Annotated in this window: 16 protein-coding genes; 3 read left to right on the top strand and 13 right to left on the bottom strand. The window is 65.2% G+C overall.

Annotation, left to right across the window (positions count from 1 at the left end; translation table 11 throughout):
* Window positions 1–27 precede the first annotated feature (27 nt).
* From OKQ63_RS06190 to OKQ63_RS06140, 11 genes are all read right to left on the bottom strand, one after another.
* Window positions 28–1,263 (bottom strand): NADH-quinone oxidoreductase subunit D, encoded by a 1,236-nt coding sequence (locus tag OKQ63_RS06190; protein ID WP_264213886.1) that lies wholly within the window; start codon window positions 1,261–1,263, stop codon window positions 28–30.
* A gap of 130 nt (window positions 1,264–1,393) precedes the next feature.
* Window positions 1,394–1,999 carry an NADH-quinone oxidoreductase subunit C gene (locus OKQ63_RS06185; protein ID WP_264213082.1) on the bottom strand — a complete coding sequence of 202 codons (606 nt, stop codon included), beginning with the start codon at window positions 1,997–1,999 and terminating at the stop codon, window positions 1,394–1,396.
* Between the two features lie 17 nt (window positions 2,000–2,016).
* Window positions 2,017–2,550: a NuoB/complex I 20 kDa subunit family protein gene (locus tag OKQ63_RS06180; protein WP_286672689.1), complete on the bottom strand. Its 534-nt coding sequence runs from the start codon at window positions 2,548–2,550 to the stop codon at window positions 2,017–2,019.
* Window positions 2,541–2,906 (bottom strand): NADH-quinone oxidoreductase subunit A, encoded by a 366-nt coding sequence (locus OKQ63_RS06175; protein ID WP_024090668.1) that lies wholly within the window; start codon window positions 2,904–2,906, stop codon window positions 2,541–2,543. Before OKQ63_RS06175 ends, OKQ63_RS06180 begins: the two co-directional genes overlap by 10 nt.
* A gap of 234 nt (window positions 2,907–3,140) precedes the next feature.
* Entirely contained in the window at window positions 3,141–3,923 is a 783-nt protein-coding gene (locus tag OKQ63_RS06170) for a crotonase/enoyl-CoA hydratase family protein (protein ID WP_264213080.1), read from the bottom strand.
* Between the two features lie 21 nt (window positions 3,924–3,944).
* Window positions 3,945–4,802, bottom strand: coding sequence for a hydroxymethylglutaryl-CoA lyase (locus tag OKQ63_RS06165; protein ID WP_264213079.1), 858 nt, complete (start codon window positions 4,800–4,802; stop codon window positions 3,945–3,947).
* A gap of 67 nt (window positions 4,803–4,869) precedes the next feature.
* Window positions 4,870–6,807 (bottom strand): acetyl-CoA carboxylase biotin carboxylase subunit, encoded by a 1,938-nt coding sequence (locus OKQ63_RS06160; protein WP_264213078.1) that lies wholly within the window; start codon window positions 6,805–6,807, stop codon window positions 4,870–4,872.
* Between the two features lie 89 nt (window positions 6,808–6,896).
* Window positions 6,897–8,501, bottom strand: coding sequence for a carboxyl transferase domain-containing protein (locus OKQ63_RS06155; protein ID WP_264213077.1), 1,605 nt, complete (start codon window positions 8,499–8,501; stop codon window positions 6,897–6,899).
* An 88-nt stretch (window positions 8,502–8,589) separates the two neighbouring features.
* The gene (locus tag OKQ63_RS06150) at window positions 8,590–10,119 is read right to left on the bottom strand and encodes an AMP-binding protein (RefSeq protein WP_264213076.1); all 1,530 of its coding nucleotides are present in this window, start codon (window positions 10,117–10,119) and stop codon (window positions 8,590–8,592) included.
* 72 nt (window positions 10,120–10,191) lie between these two features.
* Complete coding sequence (locus OKQ63_RS06145) at window positions 10,192–11,352, bottom strand: isovaleryl-CoA dehydrogenase (RefSeq protein WP_264213075.1); 1,161 nt, start codon at window positions 11,350–11,352, stop codon at window positions 10,192–10,194.
* Window positions 11,353–11,520: 168 nt separating this feature from the next.
* On the bottom strand, window positions 11,521–12,174 hold the full coding sequence (locus OKQ63_RS06140; protein ID WP_264213074.1) for a DUF1236 domain-containing protein: 654 nt from the start codon (window positions 12,172–12,174) through the stop codon (window positions 11,521–11,523).
* Between the two features lie 166 nt (window positions 12,175–12,340).
* Here OKQ63_RS06140 and OKQ63_RS06135 point away from each other — a divergent pair, with 166 nt between their 5' ends.
* On the top strand, window positions 12,341–12,799 hold the full coding sequence (locus tag OKQ63_RS06135) for a CreA family protein (RefSeq protein ID WP_264213073.1): 459 nt from the start codon (window positions 12,341–12,343) through the stop codon (window positions 12,797–12,799).
* On the opposite strand, the gene OKQ63_RS06130 is transcribed toward OKQ63_RS06135, so the two are convergent.
* Together OKQ63_RS06130 and OKQ63_RS06125 are read right to left on the bottom strand one after the other, a co-directional pair.
* Window positions 12,787–13,980, bottom strand: coding sequence for a DegT/DnrJ/EryC1/StrS family aminotransferase (locus tag OKQ63_RS06130; protein WP_264213072.1), 1,194 nt, complete (start codon window positions 13,978–13,980; stop codon window positions 12,787–12,789). The genes OKQ63_RS06135 and OKQ63_RS06130 overlap by 13 nt on opposite strands.
* Before the next feature lie 79 nt (window positions 13,981–14,059).
* Window positions 14,060–14,722 carry an HAD-IA family hydrolase gene (locus tag OKQ63_RS06125; protein WP_264213071.1) on the bottom strand — a complete coding sequence of 221 codons (663 nt, stop codon included), beginning with the start codon at window positions 14,720–14,722 and terminating at the stop codon, window positions 14,060–14,062.
* A 131-nt stretch (window positions 14,723–14,853) separates the two neighbouring features.
* Between OKQ63_RS06125 and glmU the strand changes: the two genes are divergently transcribed.
* Entirely contained in the window at window positions 14,854–16,209 is a 1,356-nt protein-coding gene (glmU, locus tag OKQ63_RS06120) for a bifunctional UDP-N-acetylglucosamine diphosphorylase/glucosamine-1-phosphate N-acetyltransferase GlmU (protein ID WP_264213070.1), read from the top strand.
* Window positions 16,209–18,029, top strand: a complete 1,821-nt coding sequence (glmS, locus tag OKQ63_RS06115; protein ID WP_264213069.1) for a glutamine--fructose-6-phosphate transaminase (isomerizing) — start codon at window positions 16,209–16,211, stop codon at window positions 18,027–18,029. The genes glmU and glmS overlap by 1 nt, the downstream gene beginning before the upstream one ends.
* Window position 18,030: the final 1 nt, after the last annotated feature.

Genomic DNA, 18,030 nt, shown 5'->3' with positions numbered 1-18,030 from the left:
CACAAAGAAGAAGCAGCGGGGACTGGCTCAACGGTCGATCTCCCCGAACACAACGTCCATGGTGCCGATGATGGCGGCGACATCGGCCAGCTGGTGGCCCTTGGCAACGTGGTCCATCGCCTGCAGGTGCAGGAAGCCCGGCGCGCGGATCTTGGAGCGGTAGGGCTTGTTGGACCCGTCCGCCACCAGATAGACGCCGAATTCGCCCTTGGGCGCCTCGACGGCGGCGTAAACCTCGCCTGCGGGCACGTGGAAACCTTCGGTGTACAGCTTGAAATGGTGGATCAGGCTTTCCATCGAGGTCTTCATGTCGCCGCGCTTGGGCGGGCTCAGCTTGCCGCGGGCCATCACGTCGCCGGTGGCTTCGCGCAGCTTGGCAATCGCCTGGCGGATGATCGAGGTCGACTGGCGCATCTCTTCCATCCGGCAGAGGTAGCGGTCGTAGCAGTCGCCGTTCTTGCCGATCGGGATCTGGAAGTCGAATTCGTCATAGCATTCATAGGGCTGCGCCCGGCGCAGGTCCCAGGCGAGGCCGGAGCCGCGCACCATGACACCGGAGAAGCCGTATTGCTGGATCTCCTCTTCACTCACCACACCGATGTCGCAGTTGCGCTGCTTGAAGATGCGGTTTTCGGTCAGGAGGCCGTCGATGTCGTCCAGAACCTTGGGGAATTCCATCGCCCAGAGGTCGATATCATCGAGCAGATCGTCCGGCAGGTCCTGATGCACGCCGCCGGGGCGGAAGTAGGCCGCGTGCAGACGCGCGCCGCAGGCCCGCTCGTAGAAGATCATCAGCTTTTCGCGCTCTTCAAAGCCCCACAGCGGCGGGGTCAGCGCGCCGACGTCCATCGCCTGCGTGGTGACGTTGAGGAGGTGGTTCAGAACCCGGCCGATCTCGGAGTAGAGAACCCGGATCAGCTGGCCGCGGCGGGGCACCTCGACGCCGGTCAGTTTTTCAATCGCCAGGCACCAGGCGTGTTCCTGGTTCATCGGCGCCACATAGTCGAGGCGGTCGAAGTATGGCAGGTTCTGCAGGTAGGTGCGGCTTTCCATCAGCTTTTCGGTGCCGCGGTGGAGCAGGCCGATATGCGGGTCGCAGCGCTCGACAATCTCGCCGTCGAGTTCGAGCACGAGACGCAAAACCCCATGCGCCGCAGGGTGCTGCGGGCCGAAGTTGATGTTGAAATTGCGGATCTTCTGCTCGCCGCTCAGCGCATCGACGCTGCCGTCGTCATACTTGGGGTCAAGTTTGGAGCCGTCCATCATGCCCGAGCCTCGCTAACTACGATATTTACGTAGCTCACAGTTTTCTTAAAAGCGGGCGCGGCCGCGCCCAGCATGGCCGCACAGCCCGCCAGCAACGTCCCCACTTCGGCCAGAGGTTCAAACCACATCAGTTTGCCCCCTCCTTCTCGTCACCGGGCAGGATGTATTCGGCACCCTCCCACGGGGACATGAAATCGAACTGGCGGTATTCCTGCACCAGCTTCACCGGCTCGTAGACCACGCGCTTCTGCGCCTCGTCATAGCGCACCTCGGTATAGCCGGTGGTCGGGAAATCCTTGCGCAGCGGGTAGCCGCGGAAGCCGTAGTCGGTCAGCAGCCGGCGCAGGTCCGGGTGGCCGGAGAACAGGATGCCGAACATGTCGTAGACTTCCCGCTCGAACCAGTTGGCCGATGGGTGCACGTTCACGATCGAGGGCACCATCTCATCCTCGCGCACCGCGGCGCGCAGGCGGATGCGCTGGTTCCGGTACATCGACAGGAAGTGGTAGACCATGTCGAACCGCTTGCTCCGGTCGGGGTAGTCCACCGCAGTGATGTCCACCAGGGTTGAAAACTTGCAGTTGGCGTCCGATTTCAGGAACTCCGCCAGACCGGCGATATTCGAGGGTGTGACGTCGATGTTCAGCTCATCAAAGGACACATCCCAGGCCACCACGCAATCGGGGCGTCTGGCTTCGATCTGGGCGCCAAGCTCTTTCAGTGCTTCAGTCATGTTGTCTCCGCCCTTCCTTAGCGCACCAGGGTGCCGGTGCGGCGGATCTTGCGCTGCAGCTGCATCAGGCCATAAAGCAGCGCCTCGGCGGTCGGCGGGCAGCCCGGCACATAGACGTCGACCGGCACAACCCGGTCGCAGCCGCGCACCACCGAATAGCTGTAGTGGTAATAGCCGCCGCCATTGGCGCAGGAGCCCATCGAGATCACATAGCGCGGCTCCGGCATCTGATCGTAGACCTTGCGCAGCGCCGGCGCCATCTTGTTGGTGAGGGTGCCCGCGACGATCATCACGTCCGACTGGCGCGGCGAGGCGCGCGGCGCGATGCCGAAGCGTTCAGCATCATAACGCGGCATCGAGGTGTGCATCATCTCCACCGCGCAGCAGGCCAGGCCGAATGTCATCCAGTGCAAGCTGCCGGTGCGGGCCCAGTTGATGATGTCCTCGGCCGAGGTGAGCAGGAAACCCTTGTCCTGCAGCTCGGCGTTGAGGGCCCGGGTGGCAGCTTCCTTGTCCGCACCGGCGGTGTTGGCTCCGGTCATCACTGCCATTCCAAGGCCCCTTTCTTCCACTCATAGGCGAAACCGATGGTCAGCACGCCGAGGAACACCATCATCGACCAGAAGCCTGTGTCGCTGATGTCCTTGAAACCGACGGCCCAGGGAAACAGGAAGGCGATTTCCAGGTCAAAAATGATGAAGAGAATCGACACCAGATAGAACCGGACATCGAATTTCATACGGGCATCGTCGAAAGCGTTGAAACCGCATTCGTAGGCACTGACCTTTTCCGGGTCCGGGTTGCGGACCGCCAGCACAACGGCTGCCAGGATAAGGACAATCCCCAAACCCGCCGCTACGGCCAGGAAGACCAGGATCGGCAGGTATTCCCTCAACATCTCTTCCAAGAGCAGCTCCTTTCCCCGGCGGTTTCCCGCGCGACGTCAATTGGCGTGTTGATTTGGACCGTGTCTACCCCTCCGCCCCTACAGCGTCAACTAAGGCGAGGTTAAACGGCAAGGGTTTGTGACAGGAAAAAGCACTGCCGCAACATGTCTGTAATTTCTTAGTGATTTCATAAGAAAAGCGGCCGCTCATAAAGCTGCGGCCGCCCTTCAAATGTGAGGCAAGGATGCTGGTTTTCAGGCCTGCCAGCCGGGCTTGCGCTTCTCGAAGAAGGCGCTGATGCCTTCGCGGGCTTCCTCGCCCTCCCAGCGCTCCACAAGCGCCTTGATTGTATGGTCGATCACCGCGTCATCCAGCGTTGGCCCCAGGTCGCGCGCCAGCTTCTTGGCCGCGGCCACGGCGCCCGGCGCACAGTTGAGGTAGGGGGAGATTTCCGCCTCAACCGCCTCGGCCAGCTGATCCGCCGGGACCGCCCTGGCCAGCAGCCCGAGCTCCACCGCCTCCTCAGCCCCGAACAGCCGCGCCGACATGAACACCCGGCGCGCCCTGGCCTCGCCCATGCGGGCAATCACATAGGGGCCGATGGTGGCGGGAATCAGTCCCAGCCTGGTTTCGGTCAGGCCCATCTTCAAGTGATCCGCGCCGATGGCCACGTCGCAGACCGAGGCCATGCCGACGCCGCCGCCGAAGGCATTGCCCTGCAGCGCGCCGATCACCGGCTTGGGCAGGGTGTTGAGCGCCATCAGCATTTCCGCCAGCACCCGCGCTTCCCGCCCCCGGGTTCCGGCATCGGCGTCCATCTGCTGGCGCATCCAGCCCAGGTCGCCGCCCGCGCAAAAGCTCTTGCCTGCGCCGGTCAGCACCACCGCGCGGACAGTTTCATCCGCCGCCAGCCGTTTGGCCGCCAGGGTCAGCTCCTGCAGCATCTGGCCCGACATGGCGTTGTGCTTGTCCGGCCGGTTCAGCGTCAGGGTGCAGACGCCGCGGTCATCGGTGTCCAGGGTGATCGTTTCAAACATGGTTCGCTCTCCGTCTCTGCTTCAGGCCGCGCCGCGCATGGCCCGCGCCATCTGCGCCGCCTCTTCCAGAACGCCTGCGTCCAGCCCGGTATCGTAGCCCAGCCCTGTCAGACGCTCATGCACCGCTTCCGTGGCCACATTGCCGGCTGCCCCCGGCGCATAGGGACAGCCTCCCAGGCCGCCCACGGCGGCATCGAACACCCGCACGCCCAGCGCCAGCGAGGCTTCGATATTGTCCAGCGCCCGCCCCGCGGTGTCGTGGTAATGGCCTGCCAGCTTGGCCGCCGGGACCCGTGCGGATACGGCCCCCAGCATTGCCGTGATGGTGTCCGGCGTGCCCTGCCCGATGGTGTCGCCCAGCGAGATCTCATAGCAGCCCAGGTCATACAGCCGTGCCGCCACCTCTGCCGCCTTCTGCGGCGGGGTCGGGCCGTCAAACGGGCAGTCCGTCACGCAGGAAACATAGCCGCGCACCGGCAGGCCGATGTCCTTAGCGGCCGCCAGAACCGGCAGGAAGCGGCTGATGCTCTCCTCGATCGTGGCGTTGATATTGGCCTTGGAGAACCCCTCGGAGGCCGAGGCAAAGACCGCGATCTCATCGGCCTTGGCCGCAACCGCATCCTCGAACCCGCGCATGTTGGGGGTCAGCGCGGCATAGCGGACCCCGCCGGCGCGGGTGATGCCCGCCAGCACCGCACCCGACCCCGCCATCTGCGGCACCCATTTGGGCGACACGAAGCTTGCCACTTCGATCCGCGAGAACCCGGCCCGGCTGAGGCAATCAGTCAGCGCCACCTTCTCTGCGACGGGAATTTCGCGTTTTTCGTTCTGCAGACCGTCGCGCGGACCGACCTCGAAAATCTCGACACGCTCAGCCATCTCCGGGCCTCCTGCTTCTTTCTGGTCCCAAAATACTCAAATTCCAACGGCAGCCGCAGGCGCGCGGTCAGCCGTCATTCTCCTCCAGCCGCACCAGCGCCGCCCCGGCCTCGACCTGATCGCCGGCCGCAGCCAGCACTTCGGCCACAACCCCGTCGCGGGCGGCCAGCAGCGAGTGCTCCATCTTCATCGCTTCCAGGATGGCAAGCCGGTCACCCGCTTGCACCGCCTGGCCGGCCTCGGCGAATACCGCCTTGACCAGACCGGGCATCGGCGCCTCGACCACGTTCATGTCGCCGCCCGCGGCGGCGTCCCGGTCCAGAGGATCCACCACCGTGAATTCCAGCCCGTAGGCATCATGCACGGTAATCCGGGATGCGGATTGCGAAACCGCGGGCATCTGGCGGCCGCCGATGCGCCACTGGCCCTGGCTGCGCTCGGCCAGCACCGTTTCGCCGCCGGTGGTCCAAAGCTGCCGGTCCGGCCCGTCCACCTGCACATCGGTCTCGAACTCTTCGCCCTGCCAGCTGAGCGTCACCGCCCGGTGCAGCGGCGCCCAGAGGGTGAAACCGGTGTCCGGCGCGGAGTCTGTCAGCCCCAGCGCCACCATGCCTGCTGCAGCCTTGTGGCGGGGTTCCACCGCGGGCGGTGCCGCCAGCGCCTCCAGATCGCGGCCGATCAGTCCGGTGTCCACGTCGCCATTGGCAAAGCCTTCATGCCCGGCCAGCGCGCCAAGGAAGGCCAGGTTGGTGACGGTGCCGCCGACTTGGGTTTCCTCCAGCGCGCGGGCCAGCCGCGACAGCGCCACCTTGCGGGTGGAGCCATGCACCACCACCTTGGCGATCATCGGGTCATACCAGGGGCTGATGGTGTCGCCCGCCCGCACGCCGCTGTCGGCACGGGCCTCTGCCGGAAAGGACAGATGCGTCAGCGTGCCGGTTGCGGGTAGAAACCCCTTCGGCACGTCCTCCGCGTAGAGCCGCGCCTCGAACGCATGGCCGGTGATGCTAAGGTCCTCCTGCCTGGCGGGCAGGCTCTCGCCCGAGGCAACCCGCAACTGCCACTCCACCAGGTCAATGCCGGTGATCAGCTCGGTCACCGGGTGTTCCACCTGCAGGCGGGTGTTCATCTCCATGAACCAGAAGCCGTCGGGGCGCAGCCCGCCGGAGCCATCGACGATGAACTCCACGGTACCCGCGCCCTTGTAACCGATCGCCTCCGCCGCGCGCACGCCGGCCTGCCCCATGGCCTCGCGCATCTCTGCGGTCATGCCGGGCGCCGGGGCTTCCTCGATCACCTTCTGGTGGCGGCGCTGAAGGGAACAATCGCGCTCGAACAGATGCACTGCGGTTTCGCCGTCGCCAAAAACCTGCACCTCGATGTGGCGGGGCTGCTGGATGTATTTCTCGATCAGCACATCCGGGTTGCCGAAGGCCGTGGTCGCCTCGCCCTGCGCGCTTTTCAGGGCATCGGCAAATTCGGCCGCCTTTTCGACCAGCCGCATCCCCTTGCCGCCGCCGCCGGCCACCGCCTTGATCAGCACCGGGTAGCCGATCTTCTCAGCCTCAGCGGCCAGGAACTCCGGGTCCTGGTTGGAGCCGTGGTAGCCGGGGACAACCGGCACGCCAGCCTCCTCCATCAGCGCCTTGGCGGCGTCCTTCAGGCCCATCTTGCGGATCGCAGCCGCCGACGGCCCGATAAAGGTCAGGCCCGCGGCCTCGACCGCCTCGACGAATTTCGGGTTTTCCGACAGGAAGCCGTAACCCGGGTGGATCGCCTGGGCGCCGGTTTCCTGGGCAACGCGGATGATCTCATCGCCCTTCAGGTAGCTGTCCGCAGGGGCCGGGCCGCCGATATGCACGGCCTCGTCCGCCAGGGCCACATGTTTGGAGGCGGCATCGGCGTCGGAGTAAACTGCCACGGTCCGCACCCCCATGGCGCGGGCGGTTTCCATCACGCGGCAGGCGATTTCGCCGCGGTTGGCAATCAGGATCTTGTCGAACATGGGGTTGGTCCTTTGTCTGGAACGTCGGACCGGGGGCTGCCTGCCCCCGGACCCCCGGGGATATTTCTGGCCGGATGAAAAGCGGATCCCTACATCCGGAAGACGCCGAATTTCGTCTCTTCGATCGGGGCGTTGAGGGCGGCGCTGAGCGAGAGCGCCAGCACGTCGCGGGATTTCCGCGGGTCGATGATGCCGTCGTCCCAGAGCCGTGCGGAGGCATAGAGCGGGTGGCTCTGCTCCTCGAACATGTCGATGGTGGGGCGTTTGAACTCGGCTTCATCTTCCGTGCTCCAGCTGCCGCCCTGGCGTTCAATGGCGTCGCGCTTGACGGTTGCCAGCACGCCCGCCGCCTGCTCGCCGCCCATCACCGAGATGCGGGAGTTGGGCCAGGTCCACAGGAAGCGCGGGCTGTAGGCGCGGCCCGACATGCCGTAGTTGCCGGCCCCGAAGGAGCCGCCGACCAGCATGGTCACTTTCGGCACATTGGTGGTGGCCACCGCGGTCACCATCTTGGCGCCGTGGCGGGCGATGCCTTCGTTTTCGTACTTCCGCCCCACCATGAAGCCGGTGATATTCTGCAGGAACACCAGCGGGATCTTGCGCTGCGAGCACAGCTCGACGAAATGCGCGCCTTTCTGGGCGGCCTCAGAAAACAACACGCCATTGTTGGCGATAATGCCGATCGGGCAGCCCTTGAGATGGGCAAAGCCGGTCACCAGGGTTTCGCCGAAGCGCGGCTTGAACTCGTCAAAGCGGGAGCCATCGACCAGCCGCGCGATCACCTCGCGGATGTCGTAGGGCGTGCGCAAATCACCGGGCACCACGCCGAGGATCTCCTCTGGGTCATAGGCGGGCTCTTCCGGGCTGGCCCAGTTCACCGTCAATGGCTTGGTAATGTTCAGGGACTGCACCGCGCGCCGCGCCAGCGCCAGCGCGTGGGCGTCGTCTTCGGCCAGATAGTCGGCCACGCCCGAGAGGCGCGTGTGCACGTCGCCGCCGCCCAGATCCTCGGCGCTGACCACCTCGCCCGTCGCGGCCTTTACCAGCGGCGGGCCTGCGAGAAAGATGGTGCCCTGCTCCTTGACGATAATCGTCACGTCCGACATCGCAGGCACATAGGCGCCGCCCGCGGTGCAGGAGCCCATGACCACGGCGATCTGCGGGATGCCCTTGGCCGACATCCGGGCCTGGTTGTAGAAGATGCGCCCGAAATGGTCGCGGTCGGGGAAGACCTCATCCTGGTTCGGCAGGTTCGCCCCGCCGGAGTCGACCAGGTAGATGCAGGGAAGGCGGTTTTCCTCGGCGATCTCCTGTGCGCGCAGGTGTTTCTTGACCGTCATCGGGTAATAGGTGCCGCCCTTCACGGTGGCGTCGTTGCAGACCACCATGACCTCCTGCCCGTGCACCCGGCCGATGCCCGCGATGACGCCAGCACAGGGCGCGGCGCCGTCATACATGGCGTGCGCCGCGGTGGCGCCGATTTCCAGAAACGGAGAGCCGGGATCGAGCAGGTTCGCCACCCGGCGGCGCGGCAGCATCTTGCCGCGGCTTTCATGCCGGGCGCGGGATTTCTCGCCGCCGCCCATGCGCGCAGCCTCTGCCGCCTCGCTGATCTGTGCGAGGGCGTTCAAATGCGCCGCGCAATTCTGCTTGAAGCCGTCCGAGGAGGGCATCGCCTTGGATTGGAGTTTCATGTCCACACTCCCGTTAGAGAACCCGTTATAGGGTGTAGGTCTTTCATTTCCTTGACCGCGGCGTGCGCCGGGCACGCAACGGGCAGTCTCATCCGGCGACTTCCCCAGCGGCCCGCGCCTTCAATTCCTTGCGGATCACCTTGCCGGTCACGGTCATCGGCAGCGCATCAAGGAACGCCACCTCGCGCGGATAGGAGTAATGCGCGAGGCGGTCCTTGACGTAGTCCTGCAGCTCCCGCTCGGAGGCCGCGGCGCCGGCTTTCAGCACCACATAGGCCTTGACGATCTCGGTGCGCAGCGCATCGGGTTTGCCGACCACGCCCACCGTTGCCACCGCCGGGTGGGTCAGCAGGCAGTCCTCGATCTCTGCCGGGCCGATGCGGTAGCCGCCGGAGGTGATCACGTCATCCTCGCGGCCGACAAAGCGCAGGTATTCGTCCTCCCAGATGCCGCGGTCGCCGGTCACCAGCCAATCCCCGCGGAACTTGGCGGCGGTTTCTTCGGGCCGGTTCCAGTACTCCAGCAGCATTGAGGCGGAGCCGCGGCGGATGGCAACGTCGCCCTCGCCCTCAGTTGGATTGCCCGCCTCATCAATCACCGCCAGTTCATGCCCCGGCACCGCCTTGCCGATGCAGCCCGGTCGCGGCTCGAAATCCGCAGCGCAGGAGGAGGCCACCATGTTGCATTCGGTCTGGCCGTAAAATTCGTTGATGGTGACGCCCAGATGACGCCGGCCCCATGCGAGCATCTCCGCGCCCAGGGGCTCTCCGCCAGAGGCAACCGAGCGCAGGCCGTCGAGCCCCTGCCCGGCTGCCTTGAGCATCCTCAAGGCAGTTGGCGGGAAGAAGATGTTGCGCACGCCAGCCTTCCTGATCAGATCGGCGCAGGCCTCGGGCGTGAATTTGTCGAGCCGCGCGGCCACAACCGGCACGCCCAGCGCAAGACCCGGCATAGCCACATCGAACAGACCGCCGATCCAGGCCCAGTCCGCAGGCGTCCACAGGCAATCGCCCGGCTGGCCCAGATGGTCATGGCTGATGGCGACCCCCGGCAGGTGGCCGGTCAGCACCCGGTGGCCATGCAGCGCGCCCTTGGGGGTGCCGGTGGTGCCGGAGGTGTAGATCAGAACGGCAGGGGTTTCCGGGGTGGTATCGGCGAAGGGCACCGGCGGGCCGTCGATTCCGGCGTCCTCAACCATCACCACTTCGGCCAGGTCCCCCAGCAGGTCCGCGCCCTCGGCATCGGTGAAGACGAAACGGACGCCTGCATCCCCGGCACGGGAGGCAAGCGCATCGCGTTTGAACAGTTTGAACAGGGGCACCGAAATGCCGCCCGCCTTCCAGATGGCCAGATGCGCCGCCGCGCACCAGGGCGACTGGCTGAGCAGCACGCCGACCCGGCCGCCCGGCTGGATACGGCCCAGCAGATAACGGGCCAATCCGTCCGCCATCGCGGCCAGTTCGCCATAGGTGATGCTGCGCCGCTCCGGGCCGGTCATGTCGATCAGCGCGGTCTGTTCCGGCGGATGGGACAGGCACTGGCGGGCCATGTTCAGCTGTGCGGGCAGATCCCAGCTGCCGTCAGGGAGCAGGCCCGGAATATCTTGCGGTTCAGCCATCATACTTCCACTCCCTGCACGGCACGCGGAAGAAACTGCCCCGGCGCCGTGCAATGCTTCCAGCCCCGCGGATCACATGGTGCTCATCAGCTCACGGCCGATCAGCATCCGGCGGATCTCAGAGGTGCCCGCACCGATCTCCATCAGCTTGGCATCCCGGAAGATGCGGCCGACCGGGTTGTCGGACAGGTAGCCAGCGCCGCCGAAGGCCTGCACCGCCTGATGCGCCTGGGTCATTGCCACCTCGGAGGCATAAAGGCAGCAGGCCGCGGCGTCCTGACGGGTCACCGTGCCCTTGTCGCAGGCTTTGGCCACCTCATAAACATAGGCGCGGGCCGAGTTCATCGCGGTGTACATGTCGGCGATCTTGGCCTGCATCAGCTGGAAATTCCCGATCGGCTGGCCGAACTGCTTGCGCTCCGCCATGTAGGGCATCATTTCATCCATGCAGGAGGCCATGATGCCGAGGCCGATGCCCGCCAGCACCACGCGCTCGTAATCCAGACCGGACATCAGCACGCGCACGCCCTTGCCCTCTTCGCCCAGTACATTCTCGAACGGCACCTCGACGTCTTCAAACACCAGCTCCGCGGTGTTGGAGCCGCGCATCCCCAGCTTGTCGAAATGCCTGGAGGTGGAGAAGCCCTTCATCTCCTTTTCGATCAGGAAGGCGGTGATGCCCTTGGAGCCCGCCTCCGGATCGGTCTTGGCATAGACCACCAGCGTGTCGGCATCGGGGCCGTTGGTGATCCAGTACTTGTTGCCGTTCAGGCGGTAGTGGTCGTTGCGCTTTTCCGCGCGCAGGCTCATCGACACCACGTCGGAGCCCGCGCCCGCCTCGGACATCGCCAGTGCGCCGACATGCTCGCCGGAGATCAGCCGCGGCAGGTACTTCTGCTTTTGTTCGGCATTGCCGTTCAGCTTGATCTGATTGACGCACAGGTTGGAGTGCGCGCCGTAAGACAGCGAAACCGAGGCGCTGGCGCGGGCGATTTCCTCTACCGCGACGGTATGGGCCAGATAAGACATACCGGCGCCGCCGAATTCCTCCGGCACGGTGATGCCCAAAAGGCCCAGCTCGCCCATCTCCTGCCACAGGGCGGCAGGGAATTCGTTGGTCTGGTCGATCTCCTGCGCCATCGGCTTGACGCGGTCCTGCGCCCAGCGGTGAACCAAATCACGCAGGGCATTCACATCCTCACCCAGATCAAAGCTCATGCTTGCATTGAACATCCGCATATCCTCCCGGGGGCACGGCCATTATATGAACAGTTGTTCAATTCAATAGCCGGCCGCATGATTCGCGTCAATCGCGTTGGCCGCGTGACGCTGCTATCCCGCGCAAACGCAAACGGGCGGCCCCGATGGGACCGCCCGCAGTTCAGAAAACATTCAACCGGTTCAGCGGACGACGTGGATCACGGTCCGGTTCTCGGCTTCAACCAGCACCGGCACGCCGTTGATATAGGCATAGCGGTATTCCGATTCCGGAATCTCGGCGAGCTGGACTTCCTGCGGAACGATGACACCGGTCACCACTTCGCCCTGCACATAGACCGGCTCGGTGGCATGGGTGCGCACATAGGTCACCACCTGCTCATCCGGAACCGCCGCTTCACCCGCGGCAGCGCCCGCAACCGCACCGGCGATCACGCCCGCCGGGCCGGCGATCAGGCCGCCAGTGATGGCACCGCCCACGGCGCCCAGCGCTGCATCGTTTTCACCGGTCCTTTCATAGGTCACGGTTTCGACGGCAACCGGGCTCTCCTTGGCAACCACCGGAACGTATTTGTCGGTGATGGTGCCGGTGAGGTATTCACCGTACGCCCAGCCTTCGGCGCCTTCATAGCTGACCTTGCACCAGTTGGACTGCTCCAGGCAGCCCTGCAGATCGACTGCGCCGTCGGCGGAGATCACGCCAACGATCTCGTGCTGCGGCCCGGGGCCGGTGCGCAGGTTCAGATCGGTCACGGCCTGCACTTGCGCACCGGCGAAAACCGGCGCGGCAACCAGCGCCAGAGCAGATGCCGTCATAGCGAGCTTCGGCGTAAACATGATGTTCTCCTCAATGTCGTTTCAGTTTGCGGGCGCTTCCTTGCGCCGTTGAGTAGCAGTAACGCCGCGGCACCGGGTTGGTTCCACGGATCCTTTCACTGTTTTGCGCGTAAGCTTGGCATGACAGGAGCGGACATTGCGTGGTCCGCAACACGAGGAGAACAGCATGAAACGCCTGAAAACCGCCCTGGCCGCCGCAGCCTGCCTGCTGAGCCTGCCCGCCGCCGCCGAGGAAATCGGGCAGATCGGAGTGGATTGGGTCGGAAACGATATCGTGATCGAGGCCATTACCGACCCGAAGGTGCCCGGCGTGACCTGCCACATCGCCTATTTCGAGCGGGGATTGTTCGACCGCCTGTCCAAGGGCAACTGGTTTGAAGACCCGTCAAACGCCTCGCTGGCCTGCCGCCAGACCGGGCCGATCACGCTGGGTGATATCGACCGCGACCGCGACGGCGAGGACGTGTTCCGGGAATCCCGGTCCATCATCCTCAAATCGCTGCGGGTGAAACGCATCTTCGACGAGGCAAACCAGACTCTGGTCTATGTCGCCCATGCAGCCGAGCTGACGGACGGGTCGGCCAAGGTGTCGATCTCGACCGTGCCGCTGTATCAGCCCGACTGATAGACTGCCGAGACCTCGGCCCGGATGATGCGGGCGATCTGGGCGCAATCCTCGAGGCTGAAGGTCAGCGGCACCCGCATGTCGATGATGCCGGCCAGGATGCGGTCGCTTTGCGGCAGCCGTGGGGTATCCGCATAGCGCCAGCTGTCATAACGCGAGGTGAAGGCCACAGGTTCAGGCGTGCCGAACCATTTCAGCTCGACGCCCCGGGCGGCACAGCGGCGGACCGCCTCCTGCACCGCCGCCTCGCTCCAGTCCAGCAGCAGGAACTGGATCGAGGAGCCGACATAAACCTCCTGAGCGGGCCGTTCCACCACCGTCAGGCCAGGGGTGCCGCGCAGGCCGGTTTCAATCTCGCGGTAGCGGTCGTTCCAGCGCTCCACTTGGGTACCCAGATCGCGCAGCTGCGGCCGCAGGATGGCGGCGCGCAGGTTGTCCATGCGGCCCGAGATGTTGGGGGTCTCGTATTTCACCCGCTCGAACACCTCCGGCCCCGGCGCGGCCAGATGGCGGCCATACAGCATGTAGGAGCCGGACAGCATGATGGCGCGGGCGGCGATGTCCTCGTTATCGGTGACCAGCAGCCCGCCCTCGCCGGAATTCACATGCTTGTAAGTCTGGCAGGAGTAGCAGCCGACCGCACCATGGCGGCCCGACAGCACGCCATTCCAGGACGCGCCCATCGTGTGCGCGCAATCCTCGATCACGGTGATGCCGGCCGCGTTGCAGATTTCCATCAGCCGGTCCATGTCGCAGAGATGCCCGCGCATGTGCGACAGCATCAGCACCTTGGCCTGATCCGCCTTGGCCGCTAGATCATCAAGGTCGATGGTCAGGTTCTCTGCCACCTCCACGAACACCGGCACGGCACCCACCGAAGCAATCGAGCCCGGCACCGGCGCGAGAGTGAAGGCGTTGGTCAGAACCTTGTCGCCGGGCTTGACCCCCACCGCACGCAAGGACGTGGCCAGCGCATAACCGCCCGAGGCCACCGCCAGGCAGTATTTCGCGCCCATCTGGGCCGCGAACTCCTGCTCCAGCAGCGCGGTCTCGCCTGCTTCGCCCTCCGCCACGTTGTAGCGGTGCAGCCGCCCGCTGCGGAGCACCGCCAGTGCGGCCTCGATGGCATCTTCAGGAATGGCTTCTTGCTGGGTGAAGGACCCGGAAAATATCTCGCTCATGCCGCGTTTGTGAGCCGCTGCCCGCGAGCGGTCAAGAGGGAAGCAGCGCGGCTGAAAATCCCGAAACTAAGTTGCGAGATCACGCAATCAACCGGTCCGCGACCTCCAGCAGGTCCTCGAACCGGTGCAGCAGCGCCTCAGGCTTAAGGGCCGCCATGTCGTCCCCCGACGGGCCAAATGTCACCAGCACCGACGGCACGCCTGCATTCGCAGAGGTATTTCGGTCGGTGTCGCTGTCCCCGACCAAGAGGGTGCGCGCCGGGTCGCCGCCTGCACGGCGGGCGGCCTCGAACAGCGGTTCCGGGTCCGGTTTGCGCACCGGCAGCGTGTCCGCCCCGACCAGCGAGGCGAAGGCGTCGCGCGCGCCAAGGCTCCGCATCAGCTGATCCGCCAGCCCCTCCGGCTTGTTGGTGCAGATGCCGACGCCGAAGCCTGCGGATTTCAGGGCATCCACCGCCTCCATTGCGCCGGGATAGAGCACCGTGTGATGGTCGATGGCATCGCGGTAGGCGGCCAGCAGCACCGGATAGAATTCATCGACGGTGGCTTCCTTGAACTGGTTCGTCCGCTGCAGGCCATGGGACAGCATCATCCGCCCGCCGCGCAGGGCAATGCCGGCATCCTGCGGATGGGTCAGCACATCGCCCAGCCCCATCTGCCTGAAACAGGCATTGGCGGCCGCCAGCAGATCGCCCGAAGTGTCGGCCAGGGTGCCGTCAAGATCGAAGATGACTGTCCGCATGATCCGTCCTTTCGGCGCATTTCCGCCGCCCGATGTTGCAGCCCGCAACCTTGTTTGATGGCGCTGTCTCTTGCGCCCCGCCCCTCAGCGGATAAAACGGAAGCGATAAAAAGACAAAGAGAAAAGCGATTATGAGCATTGCCCTTGTCATCCTGGCGGCCGGAAAAGGCACCCGGATGAACTCCGACCTCCCCAAAGTCCTGCACCCGATCGCCCAGGCACCGATGCTGGAGCACGCCATGGCCGCAGGCCGGGCGCTGGCGCCGGAGCGCACCATCATCGTGGCAGGCCACGGGGCAGAGGCAGTGCGCGCCGCAGTGTCAGAGATCGACGAAGAGGCCGAGGTTGTCCTGCAGGAAGAGCAGCTGGGCACCGCGCACGCGGTCGACCAGGCCCGCGCCGCGCTGGAAGGCTTCGAGGGAGATGTGGTGGTGCTCTACGGCGACACCCCCTTTGTCAGCGCCGACACCCTGGAGCGTATGGTCGAGGCCCGCCAGCGCGCCGATCTGGTGATCCTGGGGTTCGAGGCCGCCGACCCGGGCCGCTATGGCCGTCTGGTGACGGAGGGCGACAGCCTGGAGCGGATTGTCGAGTTCAAGGACGCAAGCGAGGCCGAGCGCGCCATCACTCTGTGCAATTCCGGGCTGATGGCCTGCAAGGCCGGCGTGATCTTTGACCTGATCGCCAAGGTGGGCAACGAGAATGCATCCGGCGAGTATTACCTGACAGACCTGGTGGAGCTGGCCCGGCGCGGGGATCTGAAAGTGACCGCAGTCTCCTGCGCCGAAGCCGAAACGCTGGGCGTCAACTCCCGCGCCGAACTGGCGCAGGCGGATGCGCTGTTCCAGGACCGCGCCCGCGCGGAGCTGATGGACCTGGGCGTGACCCTGATGGCGCCGGAAACCGTCTACCTCGCCTTTGACACGCATATCGGCCGCGACACGGTGATTGAGCCCAACGTGGTGTTCGGCCCCGGCGTCACGGTGGAAAGCGGTGCGCTGATCCGGGCGTTCTCGCATCTGGAGGGCTGCCATGTCAGCCGCGGCGCCAAGGTCGGCCCCTATGCCCGGCTGCGCCCCGGCGCGGAGCTGGCGGAGAACACCCATGTCGGCAACTTTGTCGAGATCAAGAACGCCGAAATTGCCGAAGGCGCCAAGGTGAACCACCTGAGCTATATCGGAGATGCCTCCGTCGGCGAAGCCACGAATATTGGCGCAGGCACGATTACCTGCAACTATGACGGCGTGATGAAGCACCGCACCGAGATCGGCGCCCGCGCCTTTATCGGGTCCAACACCATGCTGGTGGCCCCGGTGCGGGTCGGCAACGAGGCGATGACGGCGACCGGCGCGGTGGTGACCAGGAATGTCGAAGACGGCGATCTGGCCATCGGCCGCGCCGAACAGACCAACAAACGGGGCCATGCGCGCAAGCTGATGGACATGCTGCGCGCGAAAAAGGCCCGGCTGCAGAAGGGAGCCAAGTGATGTGCGGAATTGTCGGCGTTCTGGGAAATCATGAGGCGGCCCCGATCCTGGTCGAGGCGCTGAAGCGGCTGGAATACCGCGGCTATGACAGCGCAGGCATTGCCACTGTGAACAATGGCGAGCTGCGCCGCCGCCGCGCGGTGGGCAAGCTGGTGAACCTTTCCGACCTGCTGGTGCATGAGCCGCTGGCCGGCAAGTCCGGCATCGGCCACACCCGCTGGGCCACCCACGGCGCGCCCTCGGTCGGCAATGCGCACCCGCACCGCGCCGGGGCCGTTGCTGTGGTGCACAACGGCATCATCGAAAACTACAAGGACCTGCGCGACGAGCTGTTGAACTGCGGTCTGGAATTCCGCACCGAAACCGACACCGAAACCGTCGCCCTGATGACCGAGCGCTATCTGCAGGAGGGCCTCTCCCCTGCCGCTGCCGCCTTCAGGACATTGGACCAGCTGGAGGGCGCCTTTGCGCTGGCGTTCCTGTTCGACGGCGAGGAAGACCTGATCATCGCCGCCCGCAAAGGCTCGCCGCTGGCCATCGGCCATGGTGATGGCGAGATGTTCGTGGGCTCCGATGCCATCGCCCTGGCGCCGCTGACCGACCGGATCACCTATCTGGAAGAGGGCGACCGCGCCATCGTCACCCGGGCAGGCGCCGAGATCCGCGGTGCAAAAGGCGAACTGGTGAACCGCGAAACCAAGACCATCCAGATCGACTCCGCCCAGGTCGACAAGGCCGGGCACAAGCATTTCATGGCCAAGGAAATCGCCGAGCAGCCGCATGTGATCGCCGAGGCGATCCGCCATTACCTGCCGGTCGAGGAAGACGCGGTGCGCCTGCCCGGCGAGGTGGATTTCTCTCAGGTGGAGCGGCTGACCATGGTGGCCTGCGGCACCGCCTATTACGCCTGTGTGACTGCGAAATACTGGTTCGAGCAGATCGCCCGGCTGCCGGTCGAGGTCGATATCGCCTCGGAATTCCGCTACCGCGAGCCGCCGATCCCCGGCAAGACGCTGGCGCTGTTTGTCTCGCAGTCGGGCGAAACCGCCGACACCCTGGCAGCGCTGCGCTATTGCCAGGAGAAGGCAGACAAGATCCTGTCGGTGGTCAACGTCTCCGAAAGCTCGATCGCGCGGGAAAGCGATCTGGCGCTGCCGATCTACGCCGGGCCGGAGATCGGCGTCGCTTCGACCAAGGCATTCACCTGCCAGCTGACGGTGCTGCTGGCGCTGGCGCTGAAGGCCGCCTGCGACCGCGGCCATCTCAGCGCAGAGGAAATGGCCGAATATGCCACCGCCATCCGCGGCCTGCCCAATGTGCTGTCTGCCGCGCTGGAGCAGAACGAGGCAATCCGCCAAGCCGCCCAGAAGGTCAGCGAGGCCCGCGACGTGCTGTTCCTGGGCCGCGGCCTGATGTTCCCGCTGGCGCTGGAAGGCGCGCTGAAACTCAAGGAAATCAGCTACATCCACGCCGAGGCCTATGCCTCCGGCGAGCTCAAGCACGGTCCCATCGCCCTGATCGACAAGAACATGCCGGTGGTGGTGCTGACCCCCAAGGACGCGCTGTTCGACAAATCCGTCTCCAACATGCAGGAGGTGCTGGCGCGCAAGGGCAAGGTGCTGATGATTTCGGATCAGGACGGCATCGACGAAGCCGGCGACGACGTCTGGTGCGCGATCCGGATGCCGCGCATCAAGGAAGCGCTGACGCCGATCCTCTATGCGATCCCGGCACAGCTCTTGGCCTATCACACCGCGGTCGCCAAGGGCACCGACGTGGATCAGCCGCGCAACCTGGCGAAATCCGTAACGGTGGAGTGAG

Origin of the sequence: Leisingera thetidis, assembly GCF_025857195.1 — a bacterium.
Lineage (GTDB): Bacteria > Pseudomonadota > Alphaproteobacteria > Rhodobacterales > Rhodobacteraceae > Leisingera > Leisingera thetidis.
The sequence above is the reverse complement of the archived record's forward strand: the minus strand, read 5'-3'. Positions and strand labels throughout refer to the sequence as shown.

Bases quoted from the DNA above. Each gene is read 5' to 3' on its own strand.
- OKQ63_RS06190 (WP_264213886.1), bottom strand. From the start codon at position 1,263: ATGGACGGCTCCAAACTTGACCCCAAGTATGACGACGGCAGCGTCGAT.
- OKQ63_RS06185 (WP_264213082.1), bottom strand. From the start codon at position 1,999: ATGACTGAAGCACTGAAAGAGCTTGGCGCCCAGATCGAAGCCAGACGC.
- OKQ63_RS06180 (WP_286672689.1), bottom strand. From the start codon at position 2,550: ATGGCAGTGATGACCGGAGCCAACACCGCCGGTGCGGACAAGGAAGCT.
- OKQ63_RS06170 (WP_264213080.1), bottom strand. From the start codon at position 3,923: ATGTTTGAAACGATCACCCTGGACACCGATGACCGCGGCGTCTGCACC.
- OKQ63_RS06165 (WP_264213079.1), bottom strand. From the start codon at position 4,802: ATGGCTGAGCGTGTCGAGATTTTCGAGGTCGGTCCGCGCGACGGTCTG.
- OKQ63_RS06160 (WP_264213078.1), bottom strand. From the start codon at position 6,807: ATGTTCGACAAGATCCTGATTGCCAACCGCGGCGAAATCGCCTGCCGC.
- OKQ63_RS06155 (WP_264213077.1), bottom strand. From the start codon at position 8,501: ATGAAACTCCAATCCAAGGCGATGCCCTCCTCGGACGGCTTCAAGCAG.
- OKQ63_RS06150 (WP_264213076.1), bottom strand. From the start codon at position 10,119: ATGGCTGAACCGCAAGATATTCCGGGCCTGCTCCCTGACGGCAGCTGG.
- OKQ63_RS06145 (WP_264213075.1), bottom strand. From the start codon at position 11,352: ATGTTCAATGCAAGCATGAGCTTTGATCTGGGTGAGGATGTGAATGCC.
- OKQ63_RS06140 (WP_264213074.1), bottom strand. From the start codon at position 12,174: ATGTTTACGCCGAAGCTCGCTATGACGGCATCTGCTCTGGCGCTGGTT.
- OKQ63_RS06135 (WP_264213073.1), top strand. From the start codon at position 12,341: ATGAAACGCCTGAAAACCGCCCTGGCCGCCGCAGCCTGCCTGCTGAGC.
- OKQ63_RS06130 (WP_264213072.1), bottom strand. From the start codon at position 13,980: ATGAGCGAGATATTTTCCGGGTCCTTCACCCAGCAAGAAGCCATTCCT.
- OKQ63_RS06125 (WP_264213071.1), bottom strand. From the start codon at position 14,722: ATGCGGACAGTCATCTTCGATCTTGACGGCACCCTGGCCGACACTTCG.
- glmU (WP_264213070.1), top strand. From the start codon at position 14,854: ATGAGCATTGCCCTTGTCATCCTGGCGGCCGGAAAAGGCACCCGGATG.
- glmS (WP_264213069.1), top strand. From the start codon at position 16,209: ATGTGCGGAATTGTCGGCGTTCTGGGAAATCATGAGGCGGCCCCGATC.